Genomic DNA, 20751 nt, shown 5'->3' on the forward strand with positions numbered 1-20751 from the left:
GCCCGTCCATGAGCAGGAACCGCGCACTCATTGGCGCCGCGATCGTTCTCGTCCTGGCGCTGATCGCCGGTATCGGCGTGGCGATCTGGAAGTTCACCGGAGCCGACAGCGCCTCGCCGCCGCAGACATCCGCGATGGGTACGCCCGCCGACCTGTTGGCCGAGATACCTACCAGCAAGCCTGAACCCAGCTGGACGGTCAAACTCGGTGACCTGATTCAGGTACCGGACCTCCGGCAGGGCATCATCCCGGGCTACGTCGACAACCGGGCCTTCAGCTTCGTCTATCCTGCGGACGAGAAGGCTGGGCGCACGCACGCCTGGGTCTACTCGTTCGACTACCACAACGGCGACGTGCTGTTCCCTCCCGTCGAGATGGTGGGAAGCCCCGACGAGTGCTACATCAACGGTCCGGACCTACTCGTCTGCCTCGGCCGGCAGGACGCGTCATCGACCGATGCCCAGCCCACGGCTTGGGTTATCGACAGCCATACCGGCGCGCTGACCTATAGCGGGGCAACCGATATCCACAATGACACCGTCGGCGACATGAAGGTTTACAGCGTCGGCAATTACCCAGTGGCGTCGGTCTTCGGCACCGGCTGGTACGGCATCGGCGCCCACGGCGAACGCACCTGGTTCGTTCCCGGAAATGGCCTGTCAACCGCAGACATCCCCTGGTCCGAGGATGTTCCACCACAGCGACTGGTCGCTGCCGAAGACAAGGACGGCCAGTTTCAGGTCTTTTCAGCCAGCGACGGCAGAGTCCTCGCGGAGAAGCTCCCGGGCCGCCCCTGGCTCTACAGCGGCGGGTACGCCGTACCGTCCCGATCAAAGGCCGATCCGGCCGGAACGGTCACGTTCTTTGACGAATCCGGAAATCAGTTGTCGCAGTTGAAGATGGACGCCAAGCAGTTGGTCAAGTCGATGGCCACCCGTGGTGAACTTCTGGTCCTGGACTTCCGCGAACCCGATGCCCCAGAGGGACGCTGGCAAGTGTTCGACAAGTCCGGTACCAAGATCTCCGAATTCCCCGCCCCCGCCGACCCGGACAAGCAGCGCGTCATCGTCGCCGGCGACAAGATGTACGTCTCGCAGATCGTCGGTACCGAGAACACCGACAAGGACAACCCCTGGAAGCAGATCGATCTCAGCACCGGGTCGTTCCTGCGGACCTGCAATGATCTCAACATGCGCGGCTACGTCGCGTCCGACGGTAAAACCATCCTGTCGGCAAGATTCGAACCCAACCGCGAAATCACCGAAAGTGCGGTCAGCGCCGACACCTGCCAGACGCTCTGGTCGATCACCGGCAGAGACGATGGCATCGTCAAAATTGGCAACGCGCTGGTACAGAGTTCCGACGCGCAGTACAACGGGCTACGGAGCTGATCGGTCGCTAGGCAACACGCCGCCATCGGAGGCGGCCAATCACCAGACTGACCAACCTCCTCGGACATCACACCTAGGCTGTCCCCATGTCGCTGAATCCGGCCGGCAACGGTGACCGCGAACTCGTCGAACGTGCTGTGACGCTTCTGCGGGCGTCATTGGCGCCCGGATGGACGCATCTTCACATCGAGTGTGCGCCGTCGGGCGAGGTTCAGGCATTCTGGACCGGAACTGCGGGGACGCCCGCCCAACCGGTGAACGTACCGCCGCAAGGCGTTGCGCCACTGCATACCTATCTCGCCAGGGCGGCCACCTCGGGGTCACAGCAACTCGTCGTCGATGTCTACCCGGATGGCCGGCTCTCCGCCCGAACGGAACCTGCCCCGGGGGCGCGGCCCAGCCCCTGGATCAGATACTCACTGATCGGACTCTCGGTGGCCTGTTGTGCCGCGGCGGGCGCCGTCTTCATGTTCGGATGGCGCTGGTCTGCACCACCTGCCGCTGATGCCGATCTGTTGCCCGCACCGTCGCCCCAGCAACAACAGGCATTCAATGTCATCGACGATTGGCTCGGGGCGCTCGACGCCCGAGACGCGACTGCGGCGCAGGAACTGAGCTGCCGAAATCCTGCTGGCTCGGTCCGCAATGACATCGACGCATTGCGCGGCGACTATCTCGGCAGTGTGGATCACCTCGAGGCAATCGTCGATTTTCGCGACAACGGACCGACCATGGTCGCCAAGGTGTTGCTGCGCGTGCACCCCATCAGCGACCTCCAGAAAAAAGCTGTGGCCGACAACCAGCGCAACGGATCGGGACTCGCCAACCGCACCATCACCTTGGTGAACGAATCCGGTTCGTGGAAGGTGTGTGACGGTGCGTAACGGCAAGCGAGCCCCGTTGTGGCTGTGGCTGATCGCTATAGCGTCGGTGGGCCTGCTCGTCGTCGCCGTGGTCGGCCGGGGCGACGGCCCGACATTGAGTGCCATCCCGGCCGACAATTCGATGCACGACGACGAAGCCCGCACCGTCGCCGAGAAGACGGTGCTGGCGTGGGCACGGGAACGCAATGCCGGCCGCTTCGAGAATCTCCAGGAACTGACCTGCTCCGACCCCCCGCAATCGTGGGTCTCCCGCCAGTTGGATCACGCCCGCGAGGGAATCTCACTCGAACCCTGGAAGATCACCGCTTTGACCGGATTCAGTCGGCGCGGCCAGTCTTGGACGATCAACGGATTGAGCCCAGACCACGGCGGCATGTTCACCCTGCACATCGAAAACGGCCGACTTCGGGTATGTGAAATGGGTCCCGTGCCCGTGCCGAGCAGTTAGGAGATGAATGTGACCACTCCCGGACCGAATCGACTACCACAAAACGGATTTCGTTGGATCGATCCGCCGACAGGCGCTGGCGCCACCGGTGCGCCGCACGGCCGTCGACGGCGGCTCCTTTTCGCGGGTCTCGCATTCCTGCTCGTAGCGGTTCTGGTGGTGGGCGGTGTGCTGGTATGGCGATCATTCCGCGGCTCGGGCACGCACATAGACGCCACGATCGGATCACCGCAGGACCGGCTCGTGTCCTTCCAGCTCAGCCGAAAACCGGTACCCGGCTGGCGGCTCAATGCTGCCGAGATCGGCCTCCCCGAAGGAGTTTCGGTCGGCACGTTGTTTGCGAGTACCGGCGATAAGGCGTATTTCGTCACCGACCGAACCGATCCGGCCGGTGCAGCCTCAGCCGGCTGGATTTACGGCGTGGACACCCAGTCCGGCAAGCCTCTCTTTCCGCCCGTCGAGCTCATGGGGTTCCGTGGTTATCCGCTGGGTGAGTGCTACGGAAACGGACCGGGAGTTGCGCTGTGTCTAGCCGATGCCAACATTGATCATGGAGTGCCGCAGACGGTTTGGGTTGTCGACTTGAAGCAGGGCCGGGTGACGTTCACCGGTGAGACAGATCTGCACCTGCAAGGAGACGGCGGCGCCGACAAGTACTCCGTTTTCGCCATCGGCAGCTACCGGGCCGAGACGCGATTGGTCGCCGCGCGTGAAGGTGAGGGCGTCTATGGGATAGGTCCCAAGGCCGAACGAACGTGGTTCGTCGCGGGCGGCGGTGAGATCTTCGACCCGGGTTATCGCGAACAGAGCGGCGTCCCTGCGCCGACGATCGCCACGCAGAATGCACCGATCGACACCCCGGACGCCCCCTATCGAGTGTTCTCCGTCGTCGACGGCAAGGACTTGACACCCAGCCCTCCGGAAGGCACCGCGATCCGGAAATCACTGGTATACAACGAAGGCTTCGCCTACAGCTTCCAGCAATCCGGTAAACCCGACGGCCTGTTGTTCTACGACACCGACGGCAACCCGGTGGGCCGATACCAGGACAAGACCGAAGATCTGACAGCCGTGGACAATCCGGTGATGCCGATGGCGCGGCTTCGTTCAGACCCGGCCAAGTGGCTGGTGCTCTCGGCGGCCGGTGACATGGTGCAAACGCTGCCGGCGCCCGACCCCGACGTCAGTTTCAAGATCGTGGGCACCCGATTGTTCATCAGCCAGCCCGGTGCCGAGGACCGTTGGCAGCAGTGGGATCTCAAGACGGGGGCATCAGGTCAGGTGTGTGCGCTGGGCCTCGGATATGACTACGTCGGGTCGGACGGCTCGATCATCGTCACGGGCAGCGGCCCCAACTCCAGTACCGTAACCGCCATCGACCCCAGCACCTGCGAGACGGTCTGGCAGATCGACCCGGAGCAGCCGAACGAGCCGTTACATCTCTGGCAGGTCGGCACCGGACTCATCCAAGCAACCCGGGACCAGATCAACGCACTGACGGCCGGATGAAAAGCCTACGCGCCATTGCGGAATTGGCGTAACACAGCTACGTCGTCGGCGATGAGCCGATCGATACGGTCGGCCAGTTTGTCCTTCGAGATCGGCTGCGCGGCGCTGAAGTCCGGTGCGTACAGGTAATCACCATCGCCGCGCAACCGCAGCCACACGACCGCGTTCTTTCCCCGGTCCACTCCCCATCGCCGCGTCGGGCGCCAGTGACTCTGCACCGTCCCGACGGCGGCGATATCGCTCCGGGCGACCCGCACGACGTCCAAAGCCTCGCTGTATGCCCGCACCGCAGGGTCGAACTCCTCATGGACGGTTTCTCGACCCCGATACTCGGGAACCATGATGGCGGCTTTGGTGCCGGGCGTGATGTCGCCCATCGCGTCCGCTACGGCCCCGCCCAGGTCATAGGGCGATAGCGAGAACATCTCGATGACGTCGGCATAGTTCTGGCGCGCCAGATAGCCCAATTCGCCTTTGCGGTGCGCAACAACGCGAACGCTGGTGCTGTCCGAGGCGACGAACTGCACATGGGCCTCCACTCGGATGTCGGCCCGAGTGTACGTGCCCGCCCAGTTCTGCAGCACCCGCAGATCGCCGTTCTGAAAGCGCTCGACCACGTCCCGCTCGTGCACAGCGAAGGCTTCGGGCGAGAACTGCGGGGCCATCGTCTGCATGAACGGGAATGGGATGAAGTCACGGCCGTAGTGACTACTCACCGCGGTGAGGTCGACTACCGAGATCGAGCCGACCTGCTTCATCGAGATACGTTTCACGCCACCACCTTGAGGTCGCCCTCTGCCTTCACGCCCGGTGTCCTGCGGATTCTCAAAACGACGGCCGTCGCGCTCAACTGGTACTCCGCCGCCAGCAGAAGGACGATCGAGTCGGCCACCAACCCCGTTTCACAACACCAGATCAGGCCCGCGGCGTGGCTGCTGACACCCAGGTAGCCCAGCCCCATCTGGTGCTCGTGCAGCGACTCCGACCACGGCAATGCCATCTTCTTCGCCAGCGTCCGATACGGTTCACCGCTGCCAGAGCCGTGCGGGACAAAGTGTGTGACGTACTGCGGACTCACGCCGGCGCCCGTCAAGGCGGTACGGGTGGCAGTAGCCAGCACCCTGACCCAGTTCCCGGCCGTATCCACGTCGGCTGCCGCCACGGCCCGACGGTACGACGCCTGATAGTCGTCCATCGACGCGTGGTCTGAGAATCTGTCTCGGGTCTTCCACAGATCGACGGTCTCCGGATGGCTCGCCGTCCCGGTCCCGAGAATATCGGCGAAGCCATGATCCGTCGTGAGCACCGCAGCGTGCGCGACGTCGGAGTGAGGTTCACCTCCGACCGCACGCAGTACCGCGAAACGATCACCCCACGACCAGTTGTCGGCACCGGTACACACGATGGCCCCGGCATCGCTGCCGGCCTGCAGACCCGCGGCAACCAACCATGACGTCAGGCCCGCCGCACAATATTGCTTCAGCTCCAAGGCGTTTCCGGCGTGCCCCACCACACCCAGCTTGATGTGGTGATGTACCGGCCACCCCATGGGACCTTGGTAGCCCGAGCCGGCGTGGAGCGCCCACCGGATGTCGCCAGGATCCACACCCGAAGCCGTCACCGCCGCCCGCCCGGCCTGAATCGCCATTTCGGCAGGCGACGAATTCGGCAACTCACAGACCGCACGCCAACCAGTCCTGTTGCGCACCCGCTCCGGTATCGGCACAGCTGGTGGCGACAACAGTGCCAGCGATGACAGTGCCGTCACCTGTCAGCAGGTGCCGTCGGGGGCCCTTCGGCGAGTTCCCGTGCCTCGTCACCCACGACCGCCACCACGGCCTCGGTGGCACCGATTACCTCTTCGCCGTTCTTCTTGCGACGCAACGCCTTGTTGGCCTTGTGGACCGATCCGTCTGCCCCGCCTCCGCGATGGCCCGCCGCCGGGGCGCCGGCGCCCCCGGCCGAACCTGACCCGGCTCCGCCGGAGAGCCCGGCTCTGGAGGCCTGCATCGGTGTGCCCGCTCCGCTGGCCGGCGTGGCGGCCGACACGCCCATGTTTCGTGCTAGGGGTGCGCTGCGCATACCCGGACCGCCGCCGCCTTTGGCGCCGCCGCCAGCGCCCAGCCCCTTGGCGGCTTCGCCCCTCAGACCGTTCGGGCCGAGGCCCAACATCCCCTCCGGAAGACCCTGCGACTGTGGATCATTGATGCCGCTGAGTGCCTGACCGACGGCTTGTTTGACCGCGTCGGTGGCCTGCCCGGCCGCGTCCTTAGCCGCACCCGCCGCGTCCGACAGCGCGTCCGTCGGCAACTCGGGCATTGCCGACTGCGGTGTGGTTTGCTGCGAGAGATCGGACTTGCCGGGATCGGCAAGTCCGGGTGGCGAAGCGGTCAGCTTGTCCGGAATCTTGAAATCAGGCTTGCCTGCGCCTCCGGCGGAAATACCACCACCGCCGCCAACACCGCCACCGCCGCCGATGTTCGGGCGGTGCGTGGGGGCAACGGGTCCCGGATTCTGCGGCGTCGCAACACCGCCGGTCAGGTCGGGGTTGCGTGCGGCGATCTGGCCGATGTTGAACGCATAGTTGGTCATCACCTGCTGTGCGAGAGTGTCGTACTCCTGCTTGATTTCGTTGCGGTGCTCCGGCCAGGAATTCATGTCGTCGTCGTAGTCGCTCTTGCGGTGCACGACTTCACGCACCACGTTGCCGATGGTCGTCGCAAAGGCCGGTGACAGGTGCACCATGCCCGTCGCGGCTTGCGAGGCCCCGTTCAGCTGGACGAACGATGCGTCGATGTTCTGCTTCGCGGCGTCGGCGGCCGAACCAACCCAGTTGTGCTCCGAACCCTTCATACCTTCCAGGAAGGTTCGGTAGTCGCGCACGGATTGCGACATCTTGTTGGCGATGGTCTCCCAGATGGCGCCGTGCCCGCTGGTGATGTCCTCACCGGCGTCTTTCATGTGGTCGTACACGTCGTCGAAGCTCACAGTTGTGTATGAACCCGGAGCCACATCAAGCGGTTTCAGCGGGTTTCCGCCCGGCATGTCGGACAGGTCGATCTTGCCCTTCGACGGGTCGTACTCACCGTCGTAGGTGGTCCAATCAGTGAACATGCCCGGCAGGCCCAGGGTTTCCTCACCCCAGTTATCGAGCCACTCGGCGCCGCTTTCGATACCGTCGCCGATATCACTCCAGCACACGATGCCCTCCATCCTGATGCCTCACCGTCACCGAACCGTCTATCCAGATTGGATCATGCGGTTGCAAGCATCGATCACGGTCTGCTTGTAGGCGTCGAGGTAGGCGATGTACCCGGTCAACGTGTCCTCAAGGGTCTGCGCATCGCCCTCGAGCCCAGCCTTGGTGTCGGTGGCCGACGGGTACGTGCCGGCGTTCCCGATCGCCTTCAGCTGGGAAAGTTGCGCTTTGGCCGACACCAGGTCCGAGCGCAGCGCGTCGATCGCCTTTACGTACTGATCGCGTCCCGCCACCGAAATCTTCAGATCAGCATCACCGGCACCCGACTGCCAGCCCTTCATTTGGTCAGTCAGTGTTCCGAGCTGGCTGTCATCAGCCATTTCCCAAGCCTCCAGCACTCAGATGTGGTTCGTTCCATACGACCCGCAAAGCCCGGGCCCACCACACAGCGGGCCCGGGCTCCACGGTCACCGGTCAGAACGCGGCAGCGTTGGCCCGGTCCATCGCCTGCATGGCGTCCTGCTGCTCCTGGGCCTGCTTCTGCGTGTTCACAGTCGTGTTCAGCGCTTCTTCGAGCATGTTGTTGACCTGCTGGTGCGCCTGGTTCAGCGCGAGTGCGCCTTCACCTTCGTACACCTCGGCCAGGGTCTGGAAGATGCTCTGAATATCCTCGCGGACATCCTGGATGGCGTTGGTCATCCCGGTGATGTCTTCGAGGTGTCCGGCGTTGGCGCCGAAGTTGTAGAGAATGCCGTCTGCAGCCATGGTGTTCTACCTTTCCTTAGCTCTGGTCCAGGTTGGCGACCGAACGCATGTGCTCGGAGCCCTTTTCGACGATGTTGTTCAACGTGGAGATGATCTGGTCGAACTCCTCGCGCTGACCCTGCGACACCCGGCCGTAGCTACCGGCCGAGTCACCGTGCCAGGAGGCCGACAGCATCTGCTGCTGGGCGTCCTCGATCTGGTTCAACTTCTGCACGGCCTGGTCACGCGCGGCGTTGATCTGCTCGATCTTCGCCTCGGCTTCGGCCGGGGTGAGTGAAACCGTCATGTGTCACTTCTCTCTCTGTTGTCGTGATCTGTTGTCGTCCATGATGTTTGCGCCTCTGGGCCAACGTGCATTCCCGTTAAAGGTCCCCCCATCCCTCGCCGGAAAGCTCCACCAACTGGCCGATCGCCTGACTGACGGCGTGATCGGAGCCGGCTTTCAGGGTCGTCCACAGCTGCCCTGCCGGAGATGCACTGGGGGCGCCGACAATTCGGCCCCGTTTGGTGTAGAACACGCCGACCGCGGCTGGACTGCGGGCAATCCGGCCTTCCTCGTTGATCAGCGTGTAATAGACGATCTCGGCGAAGGCCTGGCGCGACGCCAGCGCCGAACCCAGCAGCATGGCCGCCCGCGGCTCCGCGCCCAGCGCGCGAATCCGGTCGGCCAGCACAGCGGGATCATGTGTGCCGGAAAGCTTTTCGGCCACCGCCGCGAGCGGGGCACCGACGGGCGTGATGTCGGCAGCGGCCGAGCGCGGCAGCTCGGCCAGCACCGCCGAGACCGCGTCCCGCAACTCGGCGCCGTGGCCGACCGCCCGCAACACCAGGTCGTGACCGATCCGCCGGGCCAGCACGCACAACCCGCCACGGCGAGCCACGCAGATCCGCGCCGTGCCCTCCGGTGTCACCAGTCGCATCGCCAGCTCGCGGTCCGGGCGCTGGAGCACATGCAGCAGTGCCACCAGGTCTGCGTCGACGACACCGTCGACAATCACCTCGCGCGCCGTCAGCGTCTGCGTGGCGCGGTCGACGGCAGCGTCGAGTCGGTCCAGCGTGCTGTGCCTGGACCGCACCGCAAGCACCGTCGGGAAGTTCTGCACCCCGATGCGCGCCGCCGCCACCTGCAATTCGTCATCGGTGAGCGCGAACTGCGGCGCGACGGAGGCCGTCATATCGACAGCTCCTTGTCCACGCCGATCACGGGCGGCGCCACCCAGCGGTCAGACACCTGCTCCAGCGCGCGCTCGGGCTCTTCGGCAAAGCTGGGCGCTTCCGGTCCGTCGGGTACCACCAGTTCGTCGAACACCGAGGTGTTCGGACCCCAGCTGACGTTGGCCACGCTGAACGGCGCGTCACTCTGCGCCGCCGCGGGCAGCCACGCGCCCCCGTTGTCGGACAGGCCGGCACCGGGTTCGCCGCCACCATCCAAAGCGGCTGCCGGAATGGATGATTCATGCTCACGGTTGTTGTCCCCACGACCATGTGCACCGGCCATCGGCCCGTATCCACCACCACCCATGCCGGCGCCCCCGGCGCTGGCGGCAGCCACCTTCTGCAGATTCTTGGGCTCGGTGCTGGACGCGGCGCTGGTGACACGGAACGGCGACAGCGGCGGCGGTGCCACACCGGCTCCGCCACCTCCCCCTCCGCCGCCGGAACCTTCCCCGGCCTTAGCATCCTGCTCGGCTTTGAGAGCGTCACTCTTGGCCACGTCCGGCGGCAGCGGCTGCTCCCACGGTTCGGCCAGTTCGACGCAAGCGTCTTCGTACTGCTGCATGACGGCCGCCGCATTGGCCTGATCGGCGGTGGCGGCTTCGTCGAACTCGGCGAACGTTCCGGTCAGTACGGCACCGTTGTAGGCGGCCAGCGAGGCCATCATGTCCTGGGACGCCTTGGCCTCGATGGCCTCCGACACGCTCGGCATCGCCAGAATGGCAACGGTATTGGCGACCGCGGCCTGCTCGGCCCGCTGTCCGTTTGCCGCGGCGCTCAGGCTGATGGCCTGCAACCACTTACCGAACTCTTCGAGCTTACGGGTGGCGGCATCGGAGCCCTGGCTGGCGAACGAGGCCTTGATTCGTTCATTGATCTTGTCGAAGTCGGCTGAGACACTTGCCAATTCATTGGCAACCCGGACCCAGGCGGCACCGGCCTGCCCCACCGAGTTCGGTCCGGGACCGTCGGTCAGATCACGGGCAAGCTGCTCCGTGCTGCGTGATTCCCAGTTGACGTTGGTGAAACCCATGCTCTAACCCCCCCTCAACAAATTGCCGTGAACGGCGAAAACCGTTTCAGACCACGAAGCCCTGGTCGGCTGCGACCACGTTGTCGGTGTGCTGACGCAATGTCGCGGCGACCTCACGGATCTCCGTGATGCCCTGCTCCGACGATTTACCGAAAGCATCGTGCACCTGGTTCAGCGTCGAGGCCACCCGCTGGGACACCTCGTCGCGACCCGATGCCGTCACCGTCAGGTTGGGCGCCTCGGTCTGCAGCACCTTCTCCACCCGGCTGGCCAGCTCGTCGAGCTGCTTGGTGGCGTCGGCCACCTCCGCCGGCGCCATCGCGAAATCGTTGTTGTTCGCCATGTCGAATCTCCTGTCCTAAATCCGCAATTCGATATCGGGACTGTCATTGGGGTCGATCTCGCCGATCACCGGCGGTGCCACATTGCCGAGATCGCCGACGATTTCATCGCCCTGATCGGACGTGTGCAGGAAGCTCGCGGCGTTGTGACCGCTGCCGTCCACCCCGGCCTTCCCACCGTGCCCGGCGCCTCCCATGGCGCCGCCACCACCCATCATGCCGCCGCCACCGGCCACGCCTGCGGCTCCGGTCTTGGCGACGCTCTGCACAGCAGCCGTGCCGTTCTCCGAGGTGGGCACCGACATCGGCGTCATCGAGCGAGACGGGGCCACGGCGCCGATCCCCCCGCCTCCGCCACCGCCACCGCCGCCGACATGGGCTCCACCGCCGGCGGCACCGCTCATCTTGCTCAGCGCTGCGGCCGCACCCCCGGCACCACTTGCCGGACCGCCGGCCGCACCCCCGGCCGCCCCGCCGAGGCTGGACGCCAGCCCGGTGGCGGTCTGCACGCCGGTCTGCACCGCACCGGTGATGGCCTGCATGCCCTGCGACAACCCCTGAGTCGCCATCTGCATCAGCGGCGACGCCATGCCGGTGGCCACCTGGATCATCGGGCCGATCATCTGGGCGCCCATCTCCGGTGCGGCGGTGACGGCAACCGGCGCACCGGTAGCCGCGACCGCGGCACCTTGGGCGCCAAGGGTGCTCTGCAGTTCGGTGATGACCTCGGTGGTCATCGTGATGGCTTGGGTGGCGGCCTCGACCGCCTGCGCCTGTCCCCAGGGGAAGACGATGTTCGGGCCGATGGCTTCGATCTTGGCGTGGAACTCGTTGATGATCTCGATCAGACGTGCCTGCGCTTGCTGCACGTTGGCCGCCGATGTCGCCACATTGCTGCCGATACCGGCCGACTGCGCACCGACCTCGGCTCCGTTGGCAAGGGCCTCACCGGTCTTCGCCGCGGCCGCCGGTCCACCCGCGCCCGACCAGATGCCCTCCAGAGAGCCCAGCGCTTGCTGCACCGAACTGCCCGCCGACTCGAACGCTTTGGAGATGCCCTCGAACATCTTCGTCGGATCGAGGTTCTTGAACAGGCCGTCGCCGAGAGTGCCGAGCGCGTCGGTGACCGGCTGGATCAGCGAGCTCGGGTCCATCGGATTGCCGCCGGCCGGTGCACCCTCCGGGGGCGGCGCGCCCGGTGGCGGAGCGCCGTTGGGCAACGGTGACAAGCCCAGCTTGGCCAGAATGTCCTGTACCGGCTGGTTCAGGTAGTCCGAGAGAATCTGCTCCTGGGCGTTGATCGCCGGCGCCGGATCGAACCCGGGGAATGCCTGTGCGAGCTGTCCCGTCGGATTGGACGGAACATAGGAAGATCCACTGCCTGCGCCCGGGTTGACCGGGGCCGGCGACGGAGTGATCGGCATGGCAGCCCCGCTGTTAGACGCTGTCGGTGGCGATATAACCCAGCTTCGACCCTTCGGTGGCCGCGCCGATACCGGCGTGCACCATGGCCGTGAGCAAAGTCGCAGCCAGGTTGCTCGACTGCGCCATCCCGTAGGGCGCGAAGTACGGAGCGGCACCGATCGGCCCGATCGCCTGCGCAACCGCCATCATCATGGCTTCGGAATCAACCGTTCCGGCTGTCGAAATCATGGTCGATGCTGCCTGCTGTACGGACGAAACCATTTCCATACCTGCAGGAACAACCCCTAGATCCTGGCCTGCCATAGGGACCCCTCCCCCCATCAGCGACATTCGTCGCGACAATGCTGTTGCGGTCGATTATATCCTGCGGATGCACTGTGAGCCGAAATGAATTTTCTGCTCAGCAAATTCTTACTCAGGACGGTATGACCGTACTGCCGTCCCACCTGGTCAACGGCGATTCCTGCAATCCGGACATTCGCTGGTTGAATTCCTTCACCAGGTAGCTCTGCCGTTCCATGGCCAGTTTCGCCGCCGCCTGGGCGGTGTCGACGATGAGCTTGGACAGTCCGTCGGCCCCGTGCCGGTACGCCGCATCGGTCAGCCACAGCCCCGTCATCGCCCCGAGCCCGTCCACCTCGACGCTGACCGACTGATCCTTGCTGGTGACCCGCACGGAGATGGTGTTGAGGTGCTCGTTCATCGCCTGCATCAGGTCGCGCTGTTTGATGATGCGCGCGATCAGCGATTCCGCGAGGCTGGTCATACCGACCTCAACCAGGTGTCGGGTTGCTCGTCGTCATCGCCCCCGCCGAACAGGGCCGTCTTGGCCGCCTGGAATTCATCCTCGGTGGCCAGGTTCATCCCGCGCAGAGTCTGCGGGCTCGCGCCGCGGGCGGCCATGTCCTGCCGGATCTCCACCTGGGCCCGTTTGGCGGAGAGCTGGCAGAGCGCCAGGATCTCCCTGGCCAGGTCCTGCGGCTGCCGATTGAGCTCGCGCTGCTGGAGCTTGAGGCGGATCGGCAGGCCGCGATCCGTCGTCACGACCTGAATACCGCCACCCGGCGAGCGAACCGGCCGGTCAACCCGGTCAACCATCGTCATGCACCTCCCCACCTCCGGCGCTGTACCACCCCGAACTTAGTACACTGGCGCTCGGCCGGGCCGCAGAAATCTTGTGCCCGAGGGGGGCGAACCCGTATCGGCCATTCCGCGAACCCGCCCGGATGAACCGAAGGCAAGGACAGGTAACCCACGGATGAGTGGTGGCACCAGGGACGCACAACGGGTCTTCGACGCCGGTGTGCTCTCGCTCGGTATCGCGATCGACGGGTTGGAGACCGAGCGCGATGTCCAGTACGCCGCATTGGCATTCACCCGGGCCACCGAGTACGACCCCGACATGTGCGACGCCTGGCTCGGCCGCGCCGCCGCCGGGGAATCCACCCCCGAGGTCATCCACCACCTGCACCGCACCAGCAAGAACCTGGGCCGCGAACAGCGCCGCCTGGGCCTGGCCCCACGGGCGCTCGGCGGCCGGTTCCAGACCGGCCTCTACCTCGATTACACGCTGAGCTCGCTGACCGAGGTCTGGCTGGCGTACGCCGCCAGCATGATTGCGGGCCACGATTACGAGGAAGCCGAGAAGGCACTCAACGGCCTGGACGCCCTGCGCGCGCAGATGCCCGACGACTCGGCGTCGAATGAGATCTGCGCCTATGTCCGCGGCGTGCTGCACTTCACCACCCAGCGTTGGCCCGACGTACTGACGGCGCTGGCCGCGTCGGCATCGTTCACCGATGAGTACATCTCCGCGGGCGCCCATCTGATGGTGGGTTCGGCCTGCGCGCAGATGGGGCTGTTCGGCGAGGGCCTGCGCCGGCTGGACCAGGCCATCGAGGGGCCGATCCCGGCGGCGCGGCGCGCGGCCGAATTCTGCAAAGGCCTCACGCTGCGCGAGATGGGCAACGAACCCGAAGCCCGCCAGATCTTCGAACGGATCTACAGCGAGGAGCCCGGTTTCGAGGCGAACTACGCCGCGCTCAACGACCCGAAGTACCGGCTCATCGTCACCACCAAAGAGACCATCGACTCGCGCACCGACAAATGGGATCCGGCATCCGCCCGGACCGCCGCCGATGTCGACGCCGAGAGCCTGACCGAACGCGGAAACGAGTACCTGCGCGCGGCGCAGGACGAGCTGGACCGCCAAGTCGGACTGGCCGATGTGAAACTCCAGGTGGCCAAGTTGCGCTCGGCGGCACGGCTGGCGAAGGTGCGTGAGGACAAGGGCCTGACCACCGCGGCGCGCAGCCTGCACCTGGCCTTCACCGGGCCGCCCGGCACGGGCAAGACCACCATTGCCCGCATTGTCGCCCAGACCTATTGCGGTCTGGGACTTTTGAAGACTCCGGCGGTGATCGAGGCCAAGCGTCAGGACTTCGTCGGCCAGCACCTGGGCAGCACCGCGATCAAGACCTCGGCGCTGATCGACAGCGCCATGGACGGCGTGCTGTTCATCGACGAGGCCTACACCCTGATCCAGACCGGCCTGTCCGGTGGTGACGCGTTCGGCCGGGAGGCCGTCGACACACTGCTGGCCCGTATGGAGAACGATCGCGACCGGCTGGTGGTCATCATCGCCGGGTACGACAACGAGATCGATCGGTTCCTCGCCGCGAACGAAGGCTTGTCCTCGCGCTTCACCAAGCGGATCCGGTTCAATTCCTACACACCGGCCGAACTCGGCGACATCGGCCGGCTGACGGCGCGGACGCGCGACTCCGAGCTCAGCTCGGACGCGTACGACGAGCTGGTGGCCGCCTGCACGCGGCTGTACAACCAGGAATCCACCGACCAGGATGGCAAGATACGGCGCGTGATCGACCTGGCCGGCAACGGCCGGTTCGTCCGCAATGTCATCGAGTCGGCCGAGGAGGAGCGCGAGTACCGGCTCAGCGAGAGCCACGGCGCCGAACTGGCGGATCTCGACGAAGACGCGCTGATGCGCATCGAGGCCGTCGACATGAAGGCAGCGCTGAGCGCCATCCTGCAGACCCTCAATCTGAGTTCGTGAGACAGTGACAACACCTTCACACCCGGACGACCACCGCGATTCCGAGGCGCCGACCGGTCCTATCCGGATACCGGTCGCGCCCGAGGCGGCGCACCCCACCCATCCCGGTGTGGTCCCGATCGCCACCAATTTCACCACCGCCGTTCCCGACGACCCGGCCCGCGAGTACACCGTGCGTACCACCGCCGAGGACCTCGGCTTGTTGCGCCGCAAGCCGGCGCAACAGAACAGCTGGCGCAAGGCGATGAATCGGATGACCGGCGGCACCGTCGATCCGACTGGCGCACACCAGGATCCGGCGGCGCCGCAGCGGTCGGCCCAGCCGGCGCGCGGTGCGTACAGCATCGCCGTGCTGTCACTGAAGGGTGGCGTCGGGAAGACCACCACCACGGTGTGCATGGGGTCGATGTTCGCCACCACCCGTGGTGACCGCGTCATCGCCGTGGACGCCAACCCCGACTTCGGGACACTGGCCCAGCGCGGCCCCAACACCACCCGCTCCACAGTGCGGGATCTGTTGGCAGATCAGGAGATCTTCCGCTATTCGGATGTCCGGCGGCACACCTCGCAGAGTGCGAGCCGGCTCGAGATCTTGGCTTCCGAGCGGGATCCGGCCGTGTCCGAAGCGTTTTCCGAAGCCGACTACCGCGCGGTGCACGACATCCTGGATCGGTATTACAACATCATCCTGACCGACTGCGGCACCGGGCTGACGCACTCGGCGATGACCGGCGTGCTGGACACCGCCGACGCGCTGGTGCTCGTCGCCTCACCGGCGATCGACTCCGCGCGCAGCGCGCTTGCCACGTTGGACTGGCTGCAGTACCACGGCTACGCCCATCTGGTTCCCGACGCCACCGTGGTGTTGAGCTCGGCCCGCCCCGGCGCCGTCCCGGTCGACATCGCAAGGCTGACACAGCATTTCCGCTCGCGGGTGCGCGCGGTGTTCGTCATACCGTTCGACGACCATCTCGCCGAGGGCGCCGAGATCTCGATGGAGCTGCTGAACCGCAAGACCCGGCAGGCCTTCGGCGAACTGGTCGCGTCGCTGTCCGACGCCTTCACGCGCAGCCGGCACGCCCCCCGGCTGGGCTGAGAAACCTCACGCCGCGTTGTCGGCGCCCGGCTCCGTCCCGTACCTACCGGCGCTGAACAACGAGGCGATCGCACCGATGATCATCATCACCGCGGCTGCGCTGAAGACCACCACCAGACCGGAGTGGAACGGTTCGGTGATCAACTGCGGGAAGAAGGTCTGCCCGGTGAGCACGTCGGCGTTCACGCCCGGCTGATGCAGTGCACCCGAGGGGGCCAGCAACTCGGCCATCGGGTTGTAGCCGAGAAACGCGGCGAACAGGCTGCCGACCGGCGGCAAGTTCGCCACATCGTGCGCCACTTGTGACGAAACACCCTGTGCGGCAAGGCCACTGGACATGGCGGCGGGCAGCGTGTTGGCCAGACCGATGATCATCAGCGAGAAGAAGATACCGATCGACAGCGAATTGCCGCCGTTGAAGAACGTCGACCGTACGCCGGAGGCGGCGCCGCGCTGATCGGCCGGCACGCTCGACATGATAGCCGCCGTGTTGGGGGCGGTGAAGATGCCGCCGCCGAGCCCGTTGAGGAACACCAGGACCGCGAACATCCAATAGTCGAAATTGACCGGGATGAGCAGCAGCGCAACGAAAGTGGCTGCCATCAGCAACATCCCGCCGACGGTCAGCGGCCGCGCGCCCATCCGGTCGGACAGCCACCCGGCAAGGGGTGCGGCGATCAGGAACCCGACGGTCACCGGAAGCAGATAGATACCGGCCCACAGCGGTGTGGACTCGAAGGTGTAGCCGTGCAGCGGTAACCAGATGCCCTGCAGCCAGATGATGAGCATGAACTGCAGACCACCCCGGCCCATCGACGACATCAGCCCGGCCAGGTTGCCCATCCCGAACGCGGCCGATTTGAAGAGCCGGATGTCGACCATCGGGGACTCGACCCGCAATTCGATGAGGCAGAACACCACCAGCAGCACCAGCCCGGCCGCGATCGCACCGAGCACCCACGGGCTGGTCCACCCGGTGGTCGAGTCGCCGTAGGGCTGGATGCCGTAAGTGATGCCGATCAGCAACACCGTCAGGCCCAGCCCGAATGTCACCGTGCCGGCCCAGTCCAGCCGGCCGGACGTGCGGCTGCCCAGTTCGCGCAGCGACCGGTAGCTCCAGATGGTGCCGAGCACGCCGATCGGCACGCCCACCCAGAAGACGGCCTTCCAGTGCCATTCGGACAGGAATCCGCCGATCAGCAGGCCCAGGAAGGACCCGGCCACGGCGGCCACCATGTTGGTGCCGAGCGCCATCCCGCGCTGGTTGGCCGGGAACGCGTCGGTCAGGATCGCCGACGAGGAAGCCATCAGCATGGCGCCGCCGATGCCCTGGATGACCCGCCATGCGATCAACCACACCGCGCCGCCACCGAGGTGGAACGGGTCGAAGGACAGCGCGATCGCCGCCACCGTGAACACCACGAACCCGAGGTTGTAGATGCGCACCCGGCCGTACATGTCGCCGAGCCGGCCGAACGGGACCACCAACACGGCCGTCACCACCAGGTAACCCATCAGCATCCACAGCAGGTAGCTGACGTTGCCGGGGGCCAGCGGGTTGAGCCCGATGCCCCGGAAAATGGCGGGTAGCGAGATCAGCACGATGGACGCGTTGATGGCCGCCAGCAGGATGCCCAGCGTCGTGTTGGACAGCACCACCCACTTGTAGAACGGGTGATCGTGGTCCATCCGCGTGCGACGGCGGGCGGTGTCGGCCTCGGCAGTCAGCTCAATGTCGGTCGTCATCAACCTTCAGCTCTACGTATCGGGAAAAAACATATATTAGCTATCCAAACGATCCCCCGGCAATTCACATTCCGGGCGGCGTGGGCTAGCTTGGAACCGTCCAACGCGGGAGCGCACCCAAGTGCGCTGAGAGGACGGCTAGTCGGGCCGTCGACCGTACGAACCTGACCGGGTAATGCCGGCGTAGGGAGATCTGTTGATGACCGTTTCTGTTGATGCCGTGACCCTCGGCCCGATCGCGGGCAGCTCGAAGGTGTACACCGAGCAAGGCGTGCCGTTACGCCGTGTGCACCTGACCACCGGTGAGCATTTCGATCTGTACGACACGTCGGGGCCGTACACCGACGAGCACGCCACCATCGACCTGGAGAAAGGTCTACGGCCGCGACCCGGCGTGCTCCGCGACAAGGGCACCCAGTTGCAACGGGCGCGCACCGGCGAGATCACCGCGGAGATGGCGTTCATCGCCGAACGCGAGGGCGTACCGGCCGAGCTGGTGCGCGACGAGGTCGCCCGCGGCCGTGCCGTGATCCCGGCCAACCACAACCACCCCGAATCCGAGCCGATGATCATCGGCAAGGCGTTCGCAGTGAAGATCAACGCCAATATCGGCAACTCGGCGGTCACCAGCTCGATCGCCGAAGAAGTCGACAAGATGGTCTGGGCGACGCGCTGGGGCGCGGACACCATCATGGACCTGTCTACCGGGCGCGATATCCACCTGACCCGCGAATGGATCCTGCGCAACTCCCCTGTGCCGGTCGGCACCGTGCCGATCTACCAGGCGCTGGAGAAGGTCGACGGCGATCCCACCAAGCTCACCTGGGAGGCCTACCGCGACACCGTGATCGAGCAGTGCGAGCAAGGCGTGGACTACATGACGGTGCACGCGGGGGTACTGCTGCGCTACATCCCGCTGACCGTCAACCGGGTCACCGGCATCGTCAGCCGAGGCGGCTCGATCATGGCGGCCTGGATGCTGGCACACCATCGGGAATCGTTCCTGTACGAGAACTTCGCCGAGCTCTGCGACATTCTGGCCCGTTACGACGTCACCTTTTCTCTCGGCGACGGCCTGCGTCCCGGGTCCATCGCCGATGCGAACGACGCCGCGCAGTTCGCGGAGCTGGAAACCCTCGGTGAGCTCACCAAGATCGCGAAAGCCCATGGCGTGCAGGTGATGATCGAAGGCCCTGGGCATGTCCCGATGCACAAGATCGTGGAGAACGTCCGGCTGGAGGAAGAGCTCTGCGAGGAGGCCCCGTTCTACACTCTGGGCCCGCTGACCACCGATATCGCCCCGGCATACGACCACATCACCTCCGCGATCGGGGCGGCCATCATCGCCCAGGCCGGCACCGCGATGCTCTGTTACGTCACCCCCAAGGAGCACCTGGGGCTGCCGGACCGCAAGGACGTCAAGGACGGGGTGATCGCCTACAAGATCGCCGCACACGCCGCGGACCTGGCCAAGGGTCATCCCCGTGCCCAGGACCGCGACAACGCACTGTCCAAAGCCCGCTTCGAGTTCCGCTGGCACGACCAGTTCGCACTGTCCCTGGACCCGGATACCGCGCGCGAGTTCCACGATGAGACGCTGCCCGCCGAACCGGCCAAGACCGCGCACTTCTGTTCGATGTGCGGCCCGAAGTTCTGCTCGATGCGGATCACCCAGGATATTCGTGACGCCATGGCGGAGAAATCGCAGGAGTTCGCCGAACACGGCAACCGGGTGTATCTACCGTTGAGCACCTGACGGGCTGTACCAGTCGATCGGCTGGAACGGCGGTTGACTGTCCGGGTGTTCGACGGCGGCGGCACCGACTGCACACGCGGTAGCTAATGCATCGGTGTCGGAGGCGCCAAGGCGCAGCGCCAACACGAGGGCGGCGCAGAACGCGTCACCGGCTCCTACGGTGTTGACGACGTCTGTACGGACGGCGGGTACGCGGGCGCTCTCGACGCCGCCGGTCACCAAACAGGCCCCCCGTTCGCCGTAGGTGACGGCGACTCGCCGCGCGGAGCGCAGTTCGGGCATCAGCGCGTACTCAGTCTCGTTGACGACGAACAGGTCGACACCTGCGATCAGCTCTTGCGGGAGTTCTTGCGCGGGTGCGGCATTCACGACGAGAAACCCTGGGCGTCGTCTGGCGAGTGCTACCAAGACGCCGACGCTGATCTCCAGCTGAGTAAGGACCGTCTCGTCTGGCGCGAGCTGCACTTGATCGATGCTCACAGTGGTGTTGGCGCCGGAGCAGACCATGATCTGGTTCTCGCCGTTGTCATCGACGCCGATCAGCGCAATCCCGGTGGCCTCGCCCACCACCTTGACACCGGTGGCGTCGATGCCGGCTGCCTGGAGTTGCGCGACGGACCAGCGCCCGTCGGGATCATCTCCGACAGCGCCGATCATGCGCACAGTTGCGCCGAGCCGGGCGGCGGCAACAGCTTGGTTTGCTCCTTTGCCACCCGGTGCCCGCTGTAGGGTTCCGCCGCCGATGGTCTCGCCGGGAGCTGGGAGACGGTCAACCCGTGCGGTCAGGTCGACGTTGATGCTTCCAACGACGGCGATCTTCGGTGAAACAGCCATGCAGGAAATGCCTTTCGTTTCGGCGATGCTCAC

Annotated in this window: 22 protein-coding genes and 1 riboswitch; of the genes, 7 read left to right on the plus strand and 15 right to left on the minus strand. The window is 65.5% G+C overall.

What is annotated here, in order from left to right; genetic code table 11:
- Positions 1-8 precede the first annotated feature (8 nt).
- The 4 genes from ACXPWS_RS26925 (at position 9) to ACXPWS_RS26940 (ending at position 4232) form a co-directional block, all read left to right on the plus strand.
- Positions 9-1391, plus strand: a complete 1383-nt coding sequence (locus tag ACXPWS_RS26925) for a hypothetical protein (RefSeq protein ID WP_458709575.1) — start codon at positions 9-11, stop codon at positions 1389-1391.
- An 86-nt stretch (positions 1392-1477) separates the two neighbouring features.
- Complete coding sequence (locus ACXPWS_RS26930) at positions 1478-2275, plus strand: hypothetical protein (protein ID WP_458709576.1); 798 nt, start codon at positions 1478-1480, stop codon at positions 2273-2275.
- Positions 2268-2723, plus strand: a complete 456-nt coding sequence (locus tag ACXPWS_RS26935; RefSeq protein ID WP_458709577.1) for a hypothetical protein — start codon at positions 2268-2270, stop codon at positions 2721-2723. Before ACXPWS_RS26930 ends, ACXPWS_RS26935 begins: the two co-directional genes overlap by 8 nt.
- 243 nt (positions 2724-2966) lie before the next feature.
- Complete coding sequence (locus ACXPWS_RS26940; RefSeq protein ID WP_458709578.1) at positions 2967-4232, plus strand: hypothetical protein; 1266 nt, start codon at positions 2967-2969, stop codon at positions 4230-4232.
- 5 nt (positions 4233-4237) lie between these two features.
- On the opposite strand, the gene ACXPWS_RS26945 is transcribed toward ACXPWS_RS26940, so the two are convergent.
- The 13 genes from ACXPWS_RS26945 to ACXPWS_RS27005 all read right to left on the minus strand — a co-directional run bounded on the left by ACXPWS_RS26945 (position 4238) and on the right by ACXPWS_RS27005 (position 13308).
- The gene (locus ACXPWS_RS26945; RefSeq protein WP_458709579.1) at positions 4238-4990 is read right to left on the minus strand and encodes an ESX secretion-associated protein EspG; all 753 of its coding nucleotides are present in this window, start codon (positions 4988-4990) and stop codon (positions 4238-4240) included.
- A gap of 11 nt (positions 4991-5001) precedes the next feature.
- Positions 5002-5880 (minus strand): beta-ketoacyl-[acyl-carrier-protein] synthase family protein, encoded by an 879-nt coding sequence (locus ACXPWS_RS26950; protein ID WP_458709580.1) that lies wholly within the window; start codon positions 5878-5880, stop codon positions 5002-5004.
- A gap of 116 nt (positions 5881-5996) precedes the next feature.
- On the minus strand, positions 5997-7445 hold the full coding sequence (locus ACXPWS_RS26955; protein ID WP_458709581.1) for a hypothetical protein: 1449 nt from the start codon (positions 7443-7445) through the stop codon (positions 5997-5999).
- 27 nt (positions 7446-7472) lie between these two features.
- Positions 7473-7811, minus strand: a complete 339-nt coding sequence (locus ACXPWS_RS26960; RefSeq protein WP_458709582.1) for a hypothetical protein — start codon at positions 7809-7811, stop codon at positions 7473-7475.
- Positions 7812-7905: 94 nt separating this feature from the next.
- Positions 7906-8196 (minus strand): hypothetical protein, encoded by a 291-nt coding sequence (locus ACXPWS_RS26965; protein WP_458709583.1) that lies wholly within the window; start codon positions 8194-8196, stop codon positions 7906-7908.
- A 16-nt stretch (positions 8197-8212) separates the two neighbouring features.
- A complete protein-coding gene (locus tag ACXPWS_RS26970; RefSeq protein WP_458709584.1) occupies positions 8213-8482 on the minus strand; it encodes a hypothetical protein in 270 nt (89 codons plus the stop codon).
- A gap of 76 nt (positions 8483-8558) precedes the next feature.
- Positions 8559-9371: an ESX secretion-associated protein EspG gene (locus ACXPWS_RS26975; protein ID WP_458709585.1), complete on the minus strand. Its 813-nt coding sequence runs from the start codon at positions 9369-9371 to the stop codon at positions 8559-8561.
- Positions 9368-10444, minus strand: coding sequence for a PPE domain-containing protein (locus tag ACXPWS_RS26980; protein WP_458709586.1), 1077 nt, complete (start codon positions 10442-10444; stop codon positions 9368-9370). Before ACXPWS_RS26980 ends, ACXPWS_RS26975 begins: the two co-directional genes overlap by 4 nt.
- A gap of 46 nt (positions 10445-10490) precedes the next feature.
- Positions 10491-10787, minus strand: coding sequence for a PE family protein (locus ACXPWS_RS26985; protein ID WP_458709587.1), 297 nt, complete (start codon positions 10785-10787; stop codon positions 10491-10493).
- A 15-nt stretch (positions 10788-10802) separates the two neighbouring features.
- Complete coding sequence (locus ACXPWS_RS26990; RefSeq protein WP_458709588.1) at positions 10803-12209, minus strand: hypothetical protein; 1407 nt, start codon at positions 12207-12209, stop codon at positions 10803-10805.
- Between the two features lie 13 nt (positions 12210-12222).
- Positions 12223-12513 carry a hypothetical protein gene (locus tag ACXPWS_RS26995; protein ID WP_458709589.1) on the minus strand — a complete coding sequence of 97 codons (291 nt, stop codon included), beginning with the start codon at positions 12511-12513 and terminating at the stop codon, positions 12223-12225.
- A 112-nt stretch (positions 12514-12625) separates the two neighbouring features.
- Positions 12626-12976 (minus strand): YbaB/EbfC family nucleoid-associated protein, encoded by a 351-nt coding sequence (locus ACXPWS_RS27000; protein ID WP_458709590.1) that lies wholly within the window; start codon positions 12974-12976, stop codon positions 12626-12628.
- Complete coding sequence (locus ACXPWS_RS27005; RefSeq protein WP_458709591.1) at positions 12973-13308, minus strand: hypothetical protein; 336 nt, start codon at positions 13306-13308, stop codon at positions 12973-12975. The genes ACXPWS_RS27000 and ACXPWS_RS27005 overlap by 4 nt, the downstream gene beginning before the upstream one ends.
- A gap of 160 nt (positions 13309-13468) precedes the next feature.
- Between ACXPWS_RS27005 and eccA the strand changes: the two genes are divergently transcribed.
- Positions 13469-15286, plus strand: coding sequence for a type VII secretion AAA-ATPase EccA (gene eccA / locus ACXPWS_RS27010; RefSeq protein ID WP_458709592.1), 1818 nt, complete (start codon positions 13469-13471; stop codon positions 15284-15286).
- A 4-nt stretch (positions 15287-15290) separates the two neighbouring features.
- Positions 15291-16382 (plus strand): MinD/ParA family ATP-binding protein, encoded by a 1092-nt coding sequence (locus ACXPWS_RS27015; RefSeq protein ID WP_458709593.1) that lies wholly within the window; start codon positions 15291-15293, stop codon positions 16380-16382.
- Positions 16383-16388: 6 nt separating this feature from the next.
- Here ACXPWS_RS27015 and ACXPWS_RS27020 read toward each other — a convergent pair whose 3' ends face one another.
- Positions 16389-18128, minus strand: coding sequence for an MFS transporter (locus ACXPWS_RS27020; protein ID WP_458709594.1), 1740 nt, complete (start codon positions 18126-18128; stop codon positions 16389-16391).
- Positions 18129-18223: 95 nt separating this feature from the next.
- Positions 18224-18335: riboswitch (TPP riboswitch) on the plus strand.
- Here ACXPWS_RS27020 and thiC point away from each other — a divergent pair.
- Complete coding sequence (thiC, locus tag ACXPWS_RS27025) at positions 18328-19884, plus strand: phosphomethylpyrimidine synthase ThiC (protein ID WP_458709595.1); 1557 nt, start codon at positions 18328-18330, stop codon at positions 19882-19884. It overlaps the preceding riboswitch by 8 nt.
- On the opposite strand, the gene ACXPWS_RS27030 is transcribed toward thiC, so the two are convergent.
- Positions 19867-20751 carry a ribokinase gene (locus tag ACXPWS_RS27030; RefSeq protein WP_458709596.1) on the minus strand — a complete coding sequence of 295 codons (885 nt, stop codon included), beginning with the start codon at positions 20749-20751 and terminating at the stop codon, positions 19867-19869. The two genes, thiC and ACXPWS_RS27030, sit on opposite strands and share 18 nt — an antisense overlap.

This window comes from Mycobacterium sp. BMJ-28 (assembly GCF_054404835.1).